We start from the raw sequence: 15,060 nt of genomic DNA, 5'->3' as shown, positions 1-15,060 counted from the left end.
CTCCGCCTGGAAAGGAATGGACATAGAGTTGTCGAGCTCCACGAGGTCGGCTCTCCATTCAAGACGTTCAGCTGCTGCACGGTTGCCCCACATCCGACGCTCTAGGGCGCCGCCGATGACGCGTTATGCCACCGAGCACGTGCTCTATCGTCTGAGTGTTTCGAAACGCCATTAACTCGGGAACAATATCGCTGCCGTCAGGTTGATCTAGCTTCAACGCAAAAGCGAGGCCGCGCGAGCCAGCAGGATAAAAGAGGAGGAAGCTATGGCACTGACCCTGATGAGCCCGGCATTCACCCAGGACAAACCCATTCCGCAGAAATATGCGCGCTCCGGCGAAAATCTGTTTCCGCCTCTTAAGTGGAGCGGCGCTCCGGAGGGAACGAGGAGCTTCGTCTTGGTCGTCGAAGACCCGGATGCGCCGCGCGGTACCTTCCGCCATTGCGGCATTGCCAATATCCCCTCCGATTGGGATGCTCTGGCCGAAAGCGCCGATACCGCACCGGAAAACACGGCACGCTTTTACAAGAATGATTTCGGCAATGCGCGCTATGACGGTCCGCAGCCGCCGCGGGGTGACCGCCCGCATCACTATATCTTTCGCCTTGCCGCTCTGGATGTCCCGAGCCTTTCGATTCCCGGCGACGCCGGTATCGCGTCGATGTGGAACGAAGCAAGGAAACACGTGCTCGCGGAAGCGACCATTACCGGAACGTATCAGTCCTAGGCTGGTTCGATTTCATGTGATCCGAAATGCTGCGATCGGGTCGCGCATTGCGCCTGCCGCGCCGAGACGGATCGCACGTCTACCACCGCTATTTCACGCCGACGCTCTCGGGCCACAGAGCCTGGATCTCCTTCGGCAGCGCATCGCGCACCTTGGCCGATTGGCCGAGATCGATATGGCGGGCAAGAACCTGGAATACGGATTTTGCTGCAGCGGCGGGATCGACCGGGCGAATGGATTTCAGCCCTTCCGCGATATGCTCGAGGAATTCATCACGTGAACGCGTTTTGTCCGGCGTCTTCGAAGGGCGGTATTGGTCATAGTAAATGCCGCGCACAATGAGTGGCAGTTCCGCACCGAGATGGGCGGCAAGGTCCGGCGAAAGCCTGTCGCGCAAAGCTTTCAGGACGGCGCCTAGTATATGCCATGCGACGTGCCTGTCGGGACCATGATCGGCCATGATTTCGTTCAGCCAGGTATTGGTGATTTGCAGTGTCTTGTCGAAGACATCGAGACCGGATGTGCTCATCTTCACACCCTCCTTTGCAAGGGGCCGGTCGAACCCCGAAAATCCATCTCTAGAAGCACAACCGCAATCGGCCGTAATTGTTTCGCTGCCCTGCAAAGAAAACTTCAGCAGACGGGATTATCGGCGCATTTTTGGCTGGCCCGAGCCGCAAAAACAACTGCCGCGACCTTGGCCGAAGCGGCTTGGAACATTAGGGGGTCCAATACGTTCGGCCCCTGTGGAAAATCCATGCAAGGCGGAGGAAAAAGACCATGAAAGTGAGCGAAGTGATGACGCGTGACGTCCGGCTCGTCAGGCCGGACCACACGATACAGGAAGCAGCGAAGATCATGGCCGAACTCGACGCTGGCGTCGTGCCGGTCCAGGACAATGACCGGCTCGTTGGCATGCTGACGGATCGCGACATCGCGGTGCGCGCCATTGCTCAGGGCCAGGGCCCCGAGGCGAAAGTCGGCGATATCATGACGTCCGAGGTCAGGTACTGCTTTGATGATCAAGACACGGAAGAGGTCTGCAAGAATCTTGCCGATCAGCAGATCAGGCGGATTCCAGTGGTCAACCGGAACAAGCAGCTGGTCGGCATACTGTCCCTTGGCGATCTGGCAACAATCGTCGAAAAAGGGTCGGCAGGCGCAACTCTTGCGGGCATATCGCGGCACGGAGGTCAGCATTCGCAGTCGGGCGGCCTTCACTAGTGGCTGCCCCGCGAGGTGAAGAGCCCACCACGTGGCGCCGCGGCGCCACGTGCAACCTCAGAGGGTGCCCATCGGCGCCAATGCGCATCGTCGCGGACAATCTATGCTGCGGTGCGGCGACGAAAGTCCCTTGACGGCTGTCGCCCGTAACCTTTACTCAACTGATCTGCTGGACCAACCAGTATATCAGTGAGTGATGCGGATCATGGACGAGAGCCCGATCTTGACGCACGTGCCGAATGTCGGGCGAAGCCTCGCCCGCCAGACCGCACGAGACGTCATTGCTGAAAAGCTGATGGTCCTGATTGCCACAAACATGCTGCGGCCGGGCGACGAACTGCCGGGCGAGCGTGAGCTTGCCAATGTTCTTCATGTCAGCCGGGAAACCGTGCGCGGCGCAGTCCAGATGCTTGCTGCGCAAGGCATTATCGAGGTGTCGCATGGCAGCCGCAGCCGTGTCGGCAAGGTTGACCTCAGCCACATCACCGTCACGATCGCATCCCCTAACGCCATCGACAGTTACGATCTGGAATCGGTTCATGCCGCGCGGCTGCATATCGAGCTCAAGATCGTCGGCGACGCCGCCGAAAGGATAGACGGCGAAACGCTGAACAAGCTGCAGAGCCTTTTGGAAGCGCAGCGTCTGGGCGGGGACGATGCGATGCGCTTTCTCATCTGCGACCGCGAATTCCACGTTGCGATCTATCGCGCCTGCGGCAACCCGCTGCTCGCCGACTTCGTCACCGATCTGTACACTTACATGATGAACTACCGGCGCAACGCCATGTCCCAGCCGGGTGCCATCGAGGCCAGCTACAACGATCATGTTGCGATCGTCGAGGCTCTCGCGCGGCATGACCGGGAGGCCGTCGTGGCGGCGTTCCAGCATCATCTGACGCGTATTTACGAAACGACAAGGGTCCTGTTGACCGCCGGCAGGCCGGCTTGAGCTGGATGGCATGAGGAGATTTGCCTGAGATGCATGTGATGGTTATCGGCGCAGCCGGCATGATCGGCCGCAAACTGGTGGAAAAGCTCGGCTCCGACGCCGAAGCGCTGGGCCGCGGCATCGACAGGCTGACGCTCGTCGACGTCATTGCTCCGCCGCTGCCTGCCGCACTTGCCTCCGTTTCCAACGCGCTGGCGCTTGATCTCTCGGAAGCCGGCGCCGCAGCCAGGCTTGCCGCGATGCGGCCGGATCTGATCTTCCATCTTGCGGCGATCGTGTCCGGCGAGGCCGAGGCCGATTTCGAAAAGGGCTATCGTATTAACCTCGACGGCACGCGTTCGCTATTCGAGGCGATCCGGCACGAGGGCCAGAAAGCGCCTTATACGCCGCGCTTGATTTTCGCGTCATCCATCGCTGTCTTCGGGCAACCTTTCCCGGAAAAGATCGCAGATGATTTCTTCACGACGCCGCTGACGAGCTACGGGACGCAGAAGGCGATCTGCGAGCTCCTCTTGGCCGACTATTCACGGCGTGGGATCTTCGACGGCATCGGCATCCGCCTGCCGACCATCTGCATTCGCCCCGGCAAGCCCAACAAGGCCGCCTCCGGCTTTTTCTCCAACATCCTGCGCGAACCGCTTGCCGGTCAGGAGGCCGTCCTCCCGGTTGAAGAGAACGTCCGCCACTGGTTTGCGAGTCCCCGTTCGGCGATCGGCTTCTTCGTCCATGCCGCGCGTATCGACACCAGCAACATCGGCCCACGCCGCAATCTGACCATGCCCGGCCTTTCCGCGCTTGTCGGCGAAGAGATCGAGGCGCTGCGCCGCGTTGCCGGCGACAAGGCAGTCAAGCTCATCCGCCGCGAAGCCGACCCCGTCATTCGTGCGATTGTTTCCGGCTGGGCGACAGATTTCGATGCGCAGCGCGCGACCGCACTCGGCTTCAGGGCCGAAACCAATTTCGACGAGATCATCAAGATCCACATTGAGGATGAACTCGGGGGGAAGATCTGAGATGACGCAATCCGCAACCCTGCAGAAAGGTAAGATCGCGCTCGTTACCGGCGGAGGCACCGGCATCGGTCGCAGCATCGCCAAGGCACTGAGCGCCGAAGGCTATGTCGTCGTTATCACCGGCCGCCGGAGCGATGTTCTGGAAAGGGCCGCCACTGAGATCGCTGCCGAAACCGGCGGCACGCTCCGCGCGATGATCTGCGATATCGGTGCTGCCGAACGGGTCGCGGATCTTTTCGGCAACATCAAAGCCGAGTTCGGCAGGATCGACCTTCTCGTCAACAATGCGGGCAGCAACATTCCGGCGATCCCGTTGGAAGAGGTTACTTTCGATCAGTGGAGCGGGGTGGTTGCGGCCAATCTGACCGGCGCCTTTCTTTGCACGCAGCAGGCTTTCAGGCTGATGAAGTCGCAGGAGCCACGCGGCGGCCGCATCATCAACAATGGGTCGATTTCCGCCACGACGCCGAGGCCGAATTCCGCCCCTTATACGGCGACCAAGCATGCGATCACCGGCCTGACGAAATCGACGGCGCTCGATGGGCGGCCATATGATATCGCCTGCGGCCAAATCGATATCGGGAATGCTGCGACGGACATGACGTCGAAGATGAGCTCGGGAGTGCTGCAGGCAAATGGCGAGACCGCCAGCGAGCCGACGATCCCGTCTGAGCATATCGCCCGCGCCGTCGTCTACATGGCAAGCCTGCCGTTGGAGGCAAACGTGCTGACCATGACGGTGATGGCGACAAAGATGCCGCTCGTGGGCAGGGGATAGGCATATCGAGTTCAATTGGCCTTAAGTCCTGGCGGTGAATATCCTGGAGGAGGGATGACCGGCAGATGGAGGCCAAAAGCGAAGACAAGTTCTGGGAGGAACTTTTATGGCAAGTGTCGAGTTCGTCGATGTCAGGAAATCATTCGGGGCGTTCCCGGTCATCAAGGGTGTGGACATCGAGGTCGCGGACGGGGAGTTCGTGATCCTGGTCGGACCGTCCGGATGCGGAAAATCCACACTTTTGCGAATGCTTGCCGGGCTTGAAAATATTTCCGCCGGTGAAATCCGCATCGGCAGCCGCGTCGTCAATGGGCTGGCGCCGGGCGAACGCGACATCGCCATGGTCTTTCAGAACTACGCGCTTTATCCGCACATGACGGTGGCGCAGAACATGGCCTTCTCGCTGATGCTCAAACGGGCGCCGAAGGCGGACATGGATCAGCGTGTCAACAAGGCCGCTGGCATCCTCGGCCTCACCAAACTTCTCGACCGCTATCCGCGCCAGCTTTCCGGCGGCCAGCGGCAGCGCGTTGCCATGGGTCGGGCGATCGTGCGCGATCCGCAGGTCTTCCTTTTCGACGAACCGCTCTCCAATCTCGACGCCAAGCTCCGCGTCGCCATGCGCGCCGAGATCAAGGAGCTTCATCAGCGCCTCAGCACCACGACGGTCTATGTCACCCACGATCAGATCGAGGCCATGACGATGGCCGACAAGATCGTCGTCATGCATGATGGCGTCGTGGAACAGGTGGGCGCACCGCTCGATCTCTACGACAGACCAGCCAACCTTTTCGTCGCGGGCTTCATCGGCTCACCGGCGATGAACATGATCAAGGGCCGTCTCAATCCGGACAACGGCAATCAGTTCATCGCATCGGACGGAACCGTCCTGCCGGTTGCAAATCCACCCGCCGGCGCAAAGGGACGCGATCTGATCTATGGCTTACGCCCGGAATATATCACGCTCGACGCCAATGGCCTGCCGGTGGAGATCGTCGTGATTGAGCCGATGGGCTACGAGACACAGCTGATCGCCAAGCTCGCGGGCAGCGATGTCACCTGCATCTTCCGCGAACGCGTCAATGCGCGGCCCGGCGATATCTTGCGCGTCTCGATCGACGCGCCACATGTGCATCTCTTTGATGCCGAAAGCGGCCAGAGATTGAGTGCCTGATAACGCTTCAGCGGAGGCATGGGAAGAAGAGGAGTCTTATCCTGCCCATCCGCCGATGCGATGACCGCCGTTCACGAAGCGGGAAAGTGAACGCCGGAGAATTCGCTCCCGCTTTTATAGGAGGAGGTATTATGACAATCAAAAGACGTGATTTCCTTGCTGCGTCGGCGGCTGCCGCCGGTATCGCGGGCCTGTCGCCGCTCGGCATACGCCCGTCCTTCGCCCAGGCGGAGCCGAGCTACAAGCCGGAAGAGGGCGCAACCCTCAGGCTTCTTCGCTGGACGCCGTTCGTCAAAGGAGACGAGGAGGCCTGGCTGGCCAACACCAAGAAGTTCACCGAGGCGACCGGCGTTGACGTTCGCGTCGACAAGGAAAGCTGGGAAGATATCCGCCCGAAGGCTGCCGTTGCCGCCAATGTCGGTTCCGGTCCGGACATGGTGATGTGCTGGTTCGACGACGCCCACCAGTATCCCGACAAGCTCGTCGACCTGACCGAGCTTGCCAACTATCTCGGTAACAAGTACGGCGGCTGGTATGACGGTGTCCGCGGCTATGCAACGCGCGGCGACAAGTTCATCGCTATGCCGCTGACGGCGATCGGCAATGCCGTCGTGTACCGCGACAGCCATGTGAAGGCGGCAGGCTTCAGCGAATTCCCGAAGGACACCGCGGGCCTCCTCGAACTTTGCAAGGCGATGAAGGCCAAGGGTACGCCCGCCGGCTTCCCGCACGGCAAGGCTGTCGGCGACGGCAACAATTACGCCCATTGGCTGCTGTGGAGCCATGGCGGCAAGATGGTGGACGAAAGCGGCAAGGTGACGATCAACAGCCCTGAAACGCTGGCTGCCATCAACTATGCCAAGGAACTCTATGCAACCTTCATTCCGGGCACGGAAAGCTGGCAGGACATCAACAACAACCGCGCATTCCTCGCCGGGCAGGTTTCGCTGATCGCAAACGGCGTATCGGTCTATTATGCGGCGAAGAAAGATCCAAAGCTTGCCGAAATCGCTGCGGATATGAGAACCACGAACTTCCCGATTGGCCCAGTCGGCAAGAGCGTCGAGCTGCACCAGACGAGCTCGCTGCTTCTCTTCAACCATACCCAGTATCCAGAAGCTGCCAAGGCCTACATCAAGTTCATGATGGAAGCTGACCAGATGAACGCCTGGATTACGGGTTCCAGTGCCTATTGCTGCCAGCCTCTGAAGGCTTTCGCCAGCAATCCCGTCTGGACGTCCGATCCGATACACGCGCCTTATGCCCGTGCATCGGAGACACTGCGCCCGAACGGCTATGCCGGTCCGCTGGGCTATGCCTCGGCAGGCACCATGGCCGACTATGTCCTCGTCGACATGTTCGCCGTTGCCGTAACGGGCCAGATGACGCCCGAAGACGCGATGAAGGAAGCGGAGCGCCGGGCAAACCGCTACTACCGTGTTTAAGCCCGCTTAAAGGTCTGCAGCATGCCGGCAACGGCATGCTGCGATTGTCCATCAGGAGATACCACCATGTCGACCGTGACATCCGGGGATACGACGCGCGGCCCGATCGCATCGCTCATGCAGAACAACAATGTGCACGGCTTCCTCTTCATGCTGCCGGCGGCCATCTTTCTCGTATGTTTCCTCACCTATCCGCTGGGGCTCGGTGTCTGGCTCGGGTTCACCGATACCCGAATCGGTCGCGACGGTATCTTCATCGGCCTTGAGAACTATCAGTTCCTTGCCAGCGACTCCGTCTTCTGGCTCTCGGTCTTCAACACCCTGCTTTATACGGTTGTCGCTTCTATCCTGAAATTCGTGCTCGGCCTCTGGCTGGCGCTGCTTCTCAACCAGCACCTGCCATTCAAGTCATTCTTCCGCGCCATCGTCTTGCTTCCATGGGTCGTTCCGACGGTTCTCTCGGGGCTGGCCTTCTGGTGGATCTACGACGCGCAATTTTCGATCCTCTCCTGGTCGCTGATTAAGATGGGCCTGATCGACGGACCGATCAATTTTCTCGGCGATCCCACCAATGCGCGCATCTCAGTCATCATCGCCAATGTCTGGCGCGGCATCCCGTTCGTTGCCATCTCGCTGCTCGCCGGCCTGCAGACCATTCCTGCCTCGCTCCAGGAAGCGGCCTCGCTCGACGGTGCAACCAGCTGGCAGCGGTTCCGCTACGTGACGCTGCCGATGCTGACGCCGATCATCGCGGTTGTGATGACCTTTTCCGTGCTCTTTACCTTCACCGATTTCCAGCTCATCTACGTGCTAACCAAAGGCGGGCCGGTCAACGCAACGCATCTGATGGCGACGCTGTCCTTCCAGCGCGGCATTCCGGGCGGCCAGCTGGGCGAGGGTGCTGCCATTGCGGTCGCGATGATTCCCTTCCTGCTTGCCGCCATCATGTTCAGCTTCTTCGGTCTGCAGCGCCGCAAATGGCAGCAGGGCGGCCAGGATTAAGGATCGGGAGACAATCATGAACGCCAACACCACCGATCAGGTTCTGACCGACAATGTCCAGGGCATGAGCTATCTCAATCGCCTGCCACGGCGGATCGTCATGCTCTATCTGCCGATGGCGGTCTTCGTCTTCGTGCTGCTCTTTCCGTTCTATTGGATGGCGATCACCGCCGTCAAACCGAACTCGCAGCTGACCGACTACAACAATTACAGTCCCTTCTGGGTCGTGGAGCCGACGCTCGATCACATCAAATATCTGTTCCTCGAAACATCCTATCCTGGCTGGCTCTGGAACACGATGCTGGTTGCGGTCGGCTCGACGGTTCTATCGCTCGCAGCATCCGTCTTCGGCGCTTATGCAATCGAGCGTGTGCGCTTTACCGGCTCGCGCCCGGTTGGGCTCCTGATCTTTCTCGCCTATCTCGTGCCGCCCTCGATCCTCTTCATTCCGCTCGCCTTCATCGTGTTCAAGCTCGGAATATATGATTCCAGGCTGGCACTGATCTTCACCTATCCAACCTTCCTCATCCCCTTCTGCACCTGGCTGCTGATGGGCTATTTCCGCTCGATCCCTTTCGAGCTTGAGGAAAGTGCTCTGGTCGACGGTGCGAACCGCTGGCAGATCCTGGTGAAGATCATTCTCCCGCTTGCGGTGCCCGGATTGATATCGGCCGGCATTTTCGCCTTTACGCTCTCATGGAACGAATTCATCTACGCGCTCACATTCATCCAGTCGTCGGAAAACAAGACCATCCCCGTCGGCGTTCTGACGGAACTGGTGCGCGGCGACGTGTTCGAATGGGGATCGTTGATGGCAGGTGCATTGTTCGGCTCGCTGCCCGTCGTGATCCTCTACTCGTTCTTCGTCGACTACTATGTCTCGTCGATGACCGGCGCGGTGAAGGAATGATGAGTGCAGTTGACGTTGGTGAGGGGGAGGGGCGGATGAACAGGATCGATCTGGAAGGGCAGCACGCGATCGTAACAGGTGGTGCACAAGGCATCGGTTTTGCGATCGCCAGCCGCCTCGTCGCCTCCGGCGCGGTGGTGACGCTTTGGGATATGGACGCGCCATTGCTGGAGAAGGCCAAGGCTGCGCTCGGAGCTGGAACTCGCAGCGCCGTCGCCGATATCTCGCACTGGGAACAGGTTGAGACTGCCTATGCGGCCACCGCCGCTGATCGCCCGCCCGTTTCGATCGTCGTCAATTCGGCTGGCATTGCAGGAGACGCCGCGCCGGTTGACAGTTATGACATCGGCATGTGGCGGAAGATCATCGATATCAATCTCACCGGCACCTTTTACGTCAACCGCGCCGTCGTTCCGGACATGAAGGCACGCAATTACGGCCGCATCGTCAACATCGCCTCGATCGCAGGCAAGGAAGGCAATCCGAATGCTGCAGCCTATTCCGCCTCGAAGGCAGGCGTCATCGGGCTTACCAAATCGCTGGGCAAGGAGCTTGCCGGCTATGACATCGCCGTCAACTGCATTACGCCCGCAACCGCTCAGACGCGGATTCTCGAACAGCTGACGCCGGAGTTCATCGAATACATGCGCTCGCGCATCCCGCGTGGCCGCTTTTTGAAGGTCGAAGAGGCAGCGTCCATGGTTGCCTGGCTGGTCTCCAAGGAAAACAGCTTTACCACGGCAGCGACGTTCGACCTATCGGGCGGTCGCGCCACCTATTGAAGAACATGGCGGGCTTCACCGCCTTAAGCCGTGGCGCCCGGGAAAATCTCGAAGCCGGTATCGACGATCGATCTCGTTTGCGGCCGTTCAGGCGTTTCGAAGGCCTTTTCCACCGATGTGCGGCCGATCAGGAAGCGGTTGGAGCGAACGGTCGAAAGAGGCTGCGGCAATTCGCGGCCGATATCCAAGCCGTTGAAGCCAAAAACGGCAAGATCGTCCGGCATGCGAATTCCGGCACCGAGGCAATGGAAGACGCCGCCGACCGCCATATCGTCGTTCGAATAGATGATTGCATCCAGTTTCGCCGGCTGAGCGCAAAGACGTGCGGTCATCTCCCGTCCGGCACCGACGGAGCTTGGCCCTTCAGCTATCGCGTGGGCCGCAATTCCCAATTCCGCGTTGCGCAGGGCGTCGCAAATTCCGTCATAGCGCAGCCGCGCGCGCCTGTCCGCTTTCCAGTCATGTCCGGCATATCCGAACCGGCGGTATCCGCGCTCGACAAGGTATTGGCCGGTGGCGTAGCCGGCCCGCCGATGCGACATGCCGACGGCAATATCGATCGGCGGCGAATCGATGTCCATCATCTCGACGATGCGGATGCCGCTTTCAGAGAGCATGCGATGGGTTGCCGGGGTATGGTCGAAACCGGCGATCAGGATGGCTGCGGGTTTCCATGACAGCAGTCCGCGAACGATCGTTTCCTCCAGATCGATATCGTAGCCCGTGATGCTGATGACCGGCTGGTAGTCGCTGCCATGCAGAGCGGCGTGAACGCCTTGCAGAACTTCCGGAAAGACGATGTTGGAAAGCGACGGCACGACGACGCCGACCAGGTGTGAGTCGAGCGAGGCGAGTGAGCCGGCAATCCGGTTGGGCACGTAGCCTGTCGCCCGTACAGCCTCCATCACCCGCTGGCGCGTTTCTTCGGCCACGGGACCCTTGTTGCGCATGATCCGCGAGACGGTCGACTCGCCCACCCCGGCGCGGAGCGCGATATCCTTGACGGTTACCTTGCTTTTCCTAGCCGGCAGGCGCTGCTTTTGCTGCATGGATTCCTCGTGCCCTCTGCCCGCAAGCAGGCGCCATCTGCTGATACTGCGCGGCCCTTATATCAAGGCGCCCCGGCCTTGCGAGCCGCAGGCGCCGAAATGCAACGTTACGGCGTCTCGCTGGCGCAGTTTACGCTTTTGCCGCAGCGCTTGCATTCACTGGCTGCGAAACGCGTCCATCCAGCCAAGTCCGGCCACTGTGTTGCCTACCGGGCGATATTCGCAGCCGACAAAGCCTTTGTAGCCAAGGATATCCAGCTCTCTCAGCAGACGAAAATCGTCAAGCTCACCTGTCGCCGGCTCATTGCGCAGCGGCACAGAAGCGATTTGCACATGGCCGATAATCGGCATCAGCCGCCGAAGTGCGGTGAGCACGTCGCCGTGAATGATCTGACGATGGTAGATGTCGAATTGAAGCTTCAGGTTTGGCCTATCCAATGCACTGATAGTATCAGCGGCAAAGTCGAAGTCGTTGAGAAAGTACCCCGGCATGTCCCGCGGATTGATTGGCTCGATGACGATGTCGATGCCGTCCGCGCCCGCCTGATCGCAGGCGTATGTCAGAGAGTTGCGGTAAATCGCGACCGCGGCCGCATCCTTCCGCGACGCCAGGCCGCTCATGACATGCAGTCGGCGGACACCGGTGCTTCGGGCATACCGCAGGGCAACATCAACCGACGCCCGAAACTCGTTCTGGCGGCCGTCGAGTGCAGCCAGGCCGCGTTCACCGGCCTGCCAGTTTCCGGGCGGCATATTGAAGAGTGCCGGTGTGAGCCCGTTTTCCCGAAGGCGCTCGCCGATGACTTCCGGCGTATGGTCATAGGGAAAGAGGAATTCCACAGCGGTGAATCCCACCATGGCGGCTGCCGCAAACCGCTCCAGAAATGCAACCTCGTTGAACATCATTGTAAGATTTGCGGCAAATTGCGGCATCAGGTGACCTCCGGTCCGCCGGGAAGCTCGATGCCTGTCACCTTGGCGATCAGCCTTGCGACGGAGGCATCGTCGTCCCGGCCCATGCCGGCTGCGGCCGTCATAATGAACATCTGAAGTGCGGTCGAGGTGATAGGCAGCGGAAATTTCAGTCCGCGTCCAAGGTCCGACACGATACCGAGGTCCTTTGTGAAGATGTCAACGGCGCTCTGGGGGGAATAATCGCCCTGCAGGATGTGCGGAACCCGGTTTTCGAACATCCAGGAATTGCCCGCAGACGCCGTAATGACCTCATAGACCTTGTCGATATCGAGGCCGAGCGCCTTGGCAAAGGTTATCGCCTCGCAGGCCGCCGCGATATGAACTCCGGCCAAGAGCTGGTTGACGATCTTGAAAGACGATCCGATGCCGGGACGGTCTCCGAGTTCGTAGACCTTCATGGCGATTGCGTTAAGCACCGGGCGCGCATGGTTGAAAGCCTCGGGCCGTCCGGAGGCCATCACCGTGAGTTCCCCGGAAGCGGCGCGTTTTGCGCCGCCGCTGATAGGCCCGTCAATATAGTTCAGACCGAGGTCGCGGGCGCGCTGCGCCAGATCCTCGGCCGTCTGTGGCGGCATGGTTGCAAAGGACAGGATCGTGCCGCCCTTCGGCATTTTAGTGGCGGCTCCGTTCTCGCCGAATAACACGGCTTCGGTCTGAGCGCCGTTGACGACCACCGTGATGACGATGTCGGCGCCGTCAGCCGCCTCGGCCGGACTTGCCGCCGCCCGTCCGCCGTCCTGTAAGAAGCGGGTCATAGTCTCCGCGCTGATGTCGTAGCCGCTGGTCTCAAAGCCTTTTTTCAGCAGCGACGACGCCACGCCAAAACCCATCGATCCAAGACCGATGACGCAGACCTTAGAATTTGTCCGTTCGCTCATGTTCGAGATCCATTGTTCTGTTCCTTCCACGCGCCAAATTCGGCTTGAAGTGTGACCCGCGAAAAAGTAATGACAGCGCTGCCACTCTATGGTTAGCTTATCGGTGAAACGGATTGCAAGTTCTTATTTTTGGCCGGACTTCCAAATGCAGTTCGTGGGAAAAGCGTGAACAACGGCAGAGCGAGGAGGGATGATGCTTATTGGCGCAGTAGCCGACGATATCACTGGAGCCACCGATCTGTGCCTCATGCTGTCGCGTGAGGGCATGCGAACCATCCAGTTGATCGGCTTGCCGGAAGAGGGTGCTCTTTTTGCGGATGCCGATGCGGTGGTCGTCGCGCTCAAGTCAAGAACGGCGCCGTCCGAGGATGCCGTCAGGGATTCGGTCGCAGCGGCACGCAATTTGCTCGCTGCCGGCGCAGAGCAACTGCTCTTCAAATACTGTTCGACATTCGATTCCACCGATGACGGCAATATCGGGCCAGTCGCCGACGCGCTTCAGGACCTGACCGGTGGCGGACTGACGATTGCCTGCCCATCCTTTCCCGCGACGGGCCGCACCGTCTACAAGGGTCACCTTTTTGTCGGTGACCGGCTTCTGTCGGAAAGCCCGCTGAAGGATCATCCGTTGACGCCGATGGAAGATCCCGACCTCGTCCGCGTGCTGCAGCGGCAGACAAGGCGTCCGGTCGGTCTCGTCGATTGGCCGGTGATCGCCAGAGGGGAGACCGCCATCCGGGCGGCCTTTGCGCGGCATGAGGCGGCCGGTAAGCGCATCCTTGTCGTCGACACGTTGTCGGACACCGATCTGCGGGCGATCGGTGCTGCATGCGACGGCATGAAGCTTGTCACGGGCGGATCCGGGATTGCCATGGGATTGCCGGACAATTTCAGGAAACGAGGAAAATTGGCGGTCCGAAAGGCCATGACCCGCATCACGGCGCCGGCCGGGCGAGCGGTTATCCTTGCCGGATCCTGCTCGCTTGCGACCCGTGGGCAGATAGAAGTCGCCCGTAACGCCGGCGCTGCGGCTCTGCGGCTTGATATTTCGGCGATTGCAGATGGAAGCCAGAGCGCGGCGCAGATTGCCGACTGGGCGATTGCGCAGGCCAGTGACCGTGCACCGTTGATCTATTCCAGCGCCAGTCCGGACGAGCTTCTGAGCATCCAGGCAAGCATGGGGAGGCACGAATCCGGAGCGCTTGTCGAGCAGACGCTGGCCGATGTCGCGCGGCGGCTCTTGCAGAAGGGTTTTACCCGTTTCCTCGTTGCCGGCGGGGAAACATCGGGCGCGGTGATCAATGCGCTCGAGATCAAGGCGCTTTCGATCGGTCCTGAAATTGATCCGGGCGTGCCGTGGACCCGCAGCATCGGCGGTCCAGATATTGTGCTTGCATTGAAGTCCGGCAATTTTGGCGCCCCGGATTTTTTCCAGAAGGCACGGGCGCTGCTTGAAACGGAGGCTCCAGATGCATGAGATCAATCGCCTGCGCGAGGAGATCTGCCGCACGGGGCAGTCGCTTTTCGAACGCGGGCTGACTTCCGGCTCGACCGGCAATATTTCGGTGCGTCTTTCCGAGGGCGGGTGGCTGATGACGCCAACCAATGCCTCGATGGGTTCGCTCGATCCGGCCCGCCTTTCCCTCTTCGATGCGTCGGGCAAGCTCCTGTCTGGCGACGCGCCGACCAAGGAGGCGTTCCTGCATTTTTCGATGTATGGCGAACGCAGCGATGCCGGTGCCGTCGTCCACCTCCATTCGAGCCACGCAACCGCCGTCAGCATCCTGAGCGACACCGACCCTGAGGACGTCCTGCCGCCTCTGACTGCCTATTACGTCATGCGCGTCGGGCGCTTGCCGCTTGTTCCCTATTTCGCACCCGGCGATATGGCGCTCGCAGACGCAGTCCGGTCGCTCGCCGGGCGCCATCACGCCATGTTGCTTGCCAATCACGGGCCGGTCGTCGCTGGCACGACGCTTGCAAATGCCCAGTTCGCCGCCGAAGAGCTTGAAGAAACCGCAAAGCTTTTTCTCATGCTGCAGCATCACGCCAAAAGGATGCTGACCGCAGAACAGGTGGACGACCTGCGCAAGCGTTTCAACCTTCCTTAAGCCATGTGTGTGGCGGCTGAACTTCAGAACGAATGAATGGGAG

16 protein-coding genes are annotated in these 15,060 nt (G+C 60.2%); 12 read left to right on the top strand and 4 right to left on the bottom strand.

The window, feature by feature from the left end; translation table 11 throughout:
- The first annotated feature begins 265 nt into the window (after positions 1 to 265).
- The gene (locus N2599_RS28485; protein ID WP_027510406.1) at positions 266 to 727 is read left to right on the top strand and encodes a YbhB/YbcL family Raf kinase inhibitor-like protein; all 462 of its coding nucleotides are present in this window, start codon (positions 266 to 268) and stop codon (positions 725 to 727) included.
- 88 nt (positions 728 to 815) lie between these two features.
- Here N2599_RS28485 and N2599_RS28480 read toward each other — a convergent pair whose 3' ends face one another.
- Positions 816 to 1,256 (bottom strand): DUF2267 domain-containing protein, encoded by a 441-nt coding sequence (locus N2599_RS28480; protein ID WP_027510405.1) that lies wholly within the window; start codon positions 1,254 to 1,256, stop codon positions 816 to 818.
- A gap of 251 nt (positions 1,257 to 1,507) precedes the next feature.
- Here N2599_RS28480 and N2599_RS28475 point away from each other — a divergent pair, with 251 nt between their 5' ends.
- From N2599_RS28475 to N2599_RS28435, 9 genes are all read left to right on the top strand, one after another.
- Positions 1,508 to 1,951, top strand: a complete 444-nt coding sequence (locus tag N2599_RS28475; RefSeq protein WP_027510404.1) for a CBS domain-containing protein — start codon at positions 1,508 to 1,510, stop codon at positions 1,949 to 1,951.
- 205 nt (positions 1,952 to 2,156) lie between these two features.
- Positions 2,157 to 2,900, top strand: a complete 744-nt coding sequence (locus N2599_RS28470) for a FadR/GntR family transcriptional regulator (RefSeq protein ID WP_027510403.1) — start codon at positions 2,157 to 2,159, stop codon at positions 2,898 to 2,900.
- A gap of 29 nt (positions 2,901 to 2,929) precedes the next feature.
- Entirely contained in the window at positions 2,930 to 3,913 is a 984-nt protein-coding gene (denD, locus tag N2599_RS28465; RefSeq protein WP_027510402.1) for a D-erythronate dehydrogenase, read from the top strand.
- 1 nt (position 3,914) lies between these two features.
- Positions 3,915 to 4,691 carry an SDR family oxidoreductase gene (locus tag N2599_RS28460; protein ID WP_027510401.1) on the top strand — a complete coding sequence of 259 codons (777 nt, stop codon included), beginning with the start codon at positions 3,915 to 3,917 and terminating at the stop codon, positions 4,689 to 4,691.
- 106 nt (positions 4,692 to 4,797) lie between these two features.
- Complete coding sequence (locus N2599_RS28455; protein WP_027510400.1) at positions 4,798 to 5,865, top strand: ABC transporter ATP-binding protein; 1,068 nt, start codon at positions 4,798 to 4,800, stop codon at positions 5,863 to 5,865.
- A gap of 131 nt (positions 5,866 to 5,996) precedes the next feature.
- Positions 5,997 to 7,310, top strand: a complete 1,314-nt coding sequence (locus N2599_RS28450) for an ABC transporter substrate-binding protein (protein ID WP_027510399.1) — start codon at positions 5,997 to 5,999, stop codon at positions 7,308 to 7,310.
- Between the two features lie 66 nt (positions 7,311 to 7,376).
- Positions 7,377 to 8,312, top strand: coding sequence for a carbohydrate ABC transporter permease (locus N2599_RS28445; protein WP_027510398.1), 936 nt, complete (start codon positions 7,377 to 7,379; stop codon positions 8,310 to 8,312).
- A gap of 16 nt (positions 8,313 to 8,328) precedes the next feature.
- The gene (locus N2599_RS28440; RefSeq protein ID WP_027510397.1) at positions 8,329 to 9,222 is read left to right on the top strand and encodes a carbohydrate ABC transporter permease; all 894 of its coding nucleotides are present in this window, start codon (positions 8,329 to 8,331) and stop codon (positions 9,220 to 9,222) included.
- Positions 9,223 to 9,257: 35 nt separating this feature from the next.
- The gene (locus tag N2599_RS28435) at positions 9,258 to 10,004 is read left to right on the top strand and encodes an SDR family NAD(P)-dependent oxidoreductase (RefSeq protein WP_027510396.1); all 747 of its coding nucleotides are present in this window, start codon (positions 9,258 to 9,260) and stop codon (positions 10,002 to 10,004) included.
- A 23-nt stretch (positions 10,005 to 10,027) separates the two neighbouring features.
- Here the strand turns inward: N2599_RS28435 and N2599_RS28430 are convergent, their stop codons facing one another.
- From N2599_RS28430 to ltnD, 3 genes are all read right to left on the bottom strand, one after another.
- Positions 10,028 to 11,053, bottom strand: a complete 1,026-nt coding sequence (locus tag N2599_RS28430) for a LacI family DNA-binding transcriptional regulator (RefSeq protein ID WP_027510395.1) — start codon at positions 11,051 to 11,053, stop codon at positions 10,028 to 10,030.
- A gap of 156 nt (positions 11,054 to 11,209) precedes the next feature.
- The gene (otnI, locus tag N2599_RS28425; RefSeq protein WP_027510394.1) at positions 11,210 to 11,986 is read right to left on the bottom strand and encodes a 2-oxo-tetronate isomerase; all 777 of its coding nucleotides are present in this window, start codon (positions 11,984 to 11,986) and stop codon (positions 11,210 to 11,212) included.
- Positions 11,986 to 12,906, bottom strand: coding sequence for an L-threonate dehydrogenase (gene ltnD, locus N2599_RS28420; RefSeq protein ID WP_027510393.1), 921 nt, complete (start codon positions 12,904 to 12,906; stop codon positions 11,986 to 11,988). Before ltnD ends, otnI begins: the two co-directional genes overlap by 1 nt.
- Before the next feature lie 193 nt (positions 12,907 to 13,099).
- Between ltnD and otnK the strand changes: the two genes are divergently transcribed.
- A complete protein-coding gene (gene otnK, locus N2599_RS28415; protein WP_027510392.1) occupies positions 13,100 to 14,383 on the top strand; it encodes a 3-oxo-tetronate kinase in 1,284 nt (427 codons plus the stop codon).
- Entirely contained in the window at positions 14,376 to 15,017 is a 642-nt protein-coding gene (gene otnC / locus N2599_RS28410) for a 3-oxo-tetronate 4-phosphate decarboxylase (RefSeq protein WP_027510391.1), read from the top strand. The genes otnK and otnC overlap by 8 nt, the downstream gene beginning before the upstream one ends.
- The last annotated feature ends 43 nt before the right edge of the window (positions 15,018 to 15,060 follow it).

Origin of the sequence: Rhizobium sullae, from assembly GCF_025200715.1 — a bacterium.
Taxonomy (GTDB): Bacteria; Pseudomonadota; Alphaproteobacteria; order Rhizobiales; family Rhizobiaceae; genus Rhizobium; species Rhizobium sullae.
Note: the sequence above shows the minus strand (reverse complement) of the source record. Positions and strands in the feature narration are given on the sequence as shown.

Excerpts from the sequence above, each read along its gene's own strand:
- denD (WP_027510402.1), top strand. The coding sequence starts at position 2,930 with ATGCATGTGATGGTTATCGGCGCAGCCGGCATGATCGGCCGCAAACTG.
- N2599_RS28445 (WP_027510398.1), top strand. The coding sequence starts at position 7,377 with ATGTCGACCGTGACATCCGGGGATACGACGCGCGGCCCGATCGCATCG.
- N2599_RS28470 (WP_027510403.1), top strand. The coding sequence starts at position 2,157 with ATGGACGAGAGCCCGATCTTGACGCACGTGCCGAATGTCGGGCGAAGC.
- N2599_RS28480 (WP_027510405.1), bottom strand. The coding sequence starts at position 1,256 with ATGAGCACATCCGGTCTCGATGTCTTCGACAAGACACTGCAAATCACC.
- N2599_RS28430 (WP_027510395.1), bottom strand. The coding sequence starts at position 11,053 with ATGCAGCAAAAGCAGCGCCTGCCGGCTAGGAAAAGCAAGGTAACCGTC.
- N2599_RS28460 (WP_027510401.1), top strand. The coding sequence starts at position 3,915 with ATGACGCAATCCGCAACCCTGCAGAAAGGTAAGATCGCGCTCGTTACC.
- N2599_RS28450 (WP_027510399.1), top strand. The coding sequence starts at position 5,997 with ATGACAATCAAAAGACGTGATTTCCTTGCTGCGTCGGCGGCTGCCGCC.
- otnK (WP_027510392.1), top strand. The coding sequence starts at position 13,100 with ATGCTTATTGGCGCAGTAGCCGACGATATCACTGGAGCCACCGATCTG.
- ltnD (WP_027510393.1), bottom strand. The coding sequence starts at position 12,906 with ATGAGCGAACGGACAAATTCTAAGGTCTGCGTCATCGGTCTTGGATCG.
- N2599_RS28440 (WP_027510397.1), top strand. The coding sequence starts at position 8,329 with ATGAACGCCAACACCACCGATCAGGTTCTGACCGACAATGTCCAGGGC.
- N2599_RS28455 (WP_027510400.1), top strand. The coding sequence starts at position 4,798 with ATGGCAAGTGTCGAGTTCGTCGATGTCAGGAAATCATTCGGGGCGTTC.
- otnI (WP_027510394.1), bottom strand. The coding sequence starts at position 11,986 with ATGCCGCAATTTGCCGCAAATCTTACAATGATGTTCAACGAGGTTGCA.
- N2599_RS28475 (WP_027510404.1), top strand. The coding sequence starts at position 1,508 with ATGAAAGTGAGCGAAGTGATGACGCGTGACGTCCGGCTCGTCAGGCCG.
- N2599_RS28485 (WP_027510406.1), top strand. The coding sequence starts at position 266 with ATGGCACTGACCCTGATGAGCCCGGCATTCACCCAGGACAAACCCATT.
- N2599_RS28435 (WP_027510396.1), top strand. The coding sequence starts at position 9,258 with ATGAACAGGATCGATCTGGAAGGGCAGCACGCGATCGTAACAGGTGGT.
- otnC (WP_027510391.1), top strand. The coding sequence starts at position 14,376 with ATGCATGAGATCAATCGCCTGCGCGAGGAGATCTGCCGCACGGGGCAG.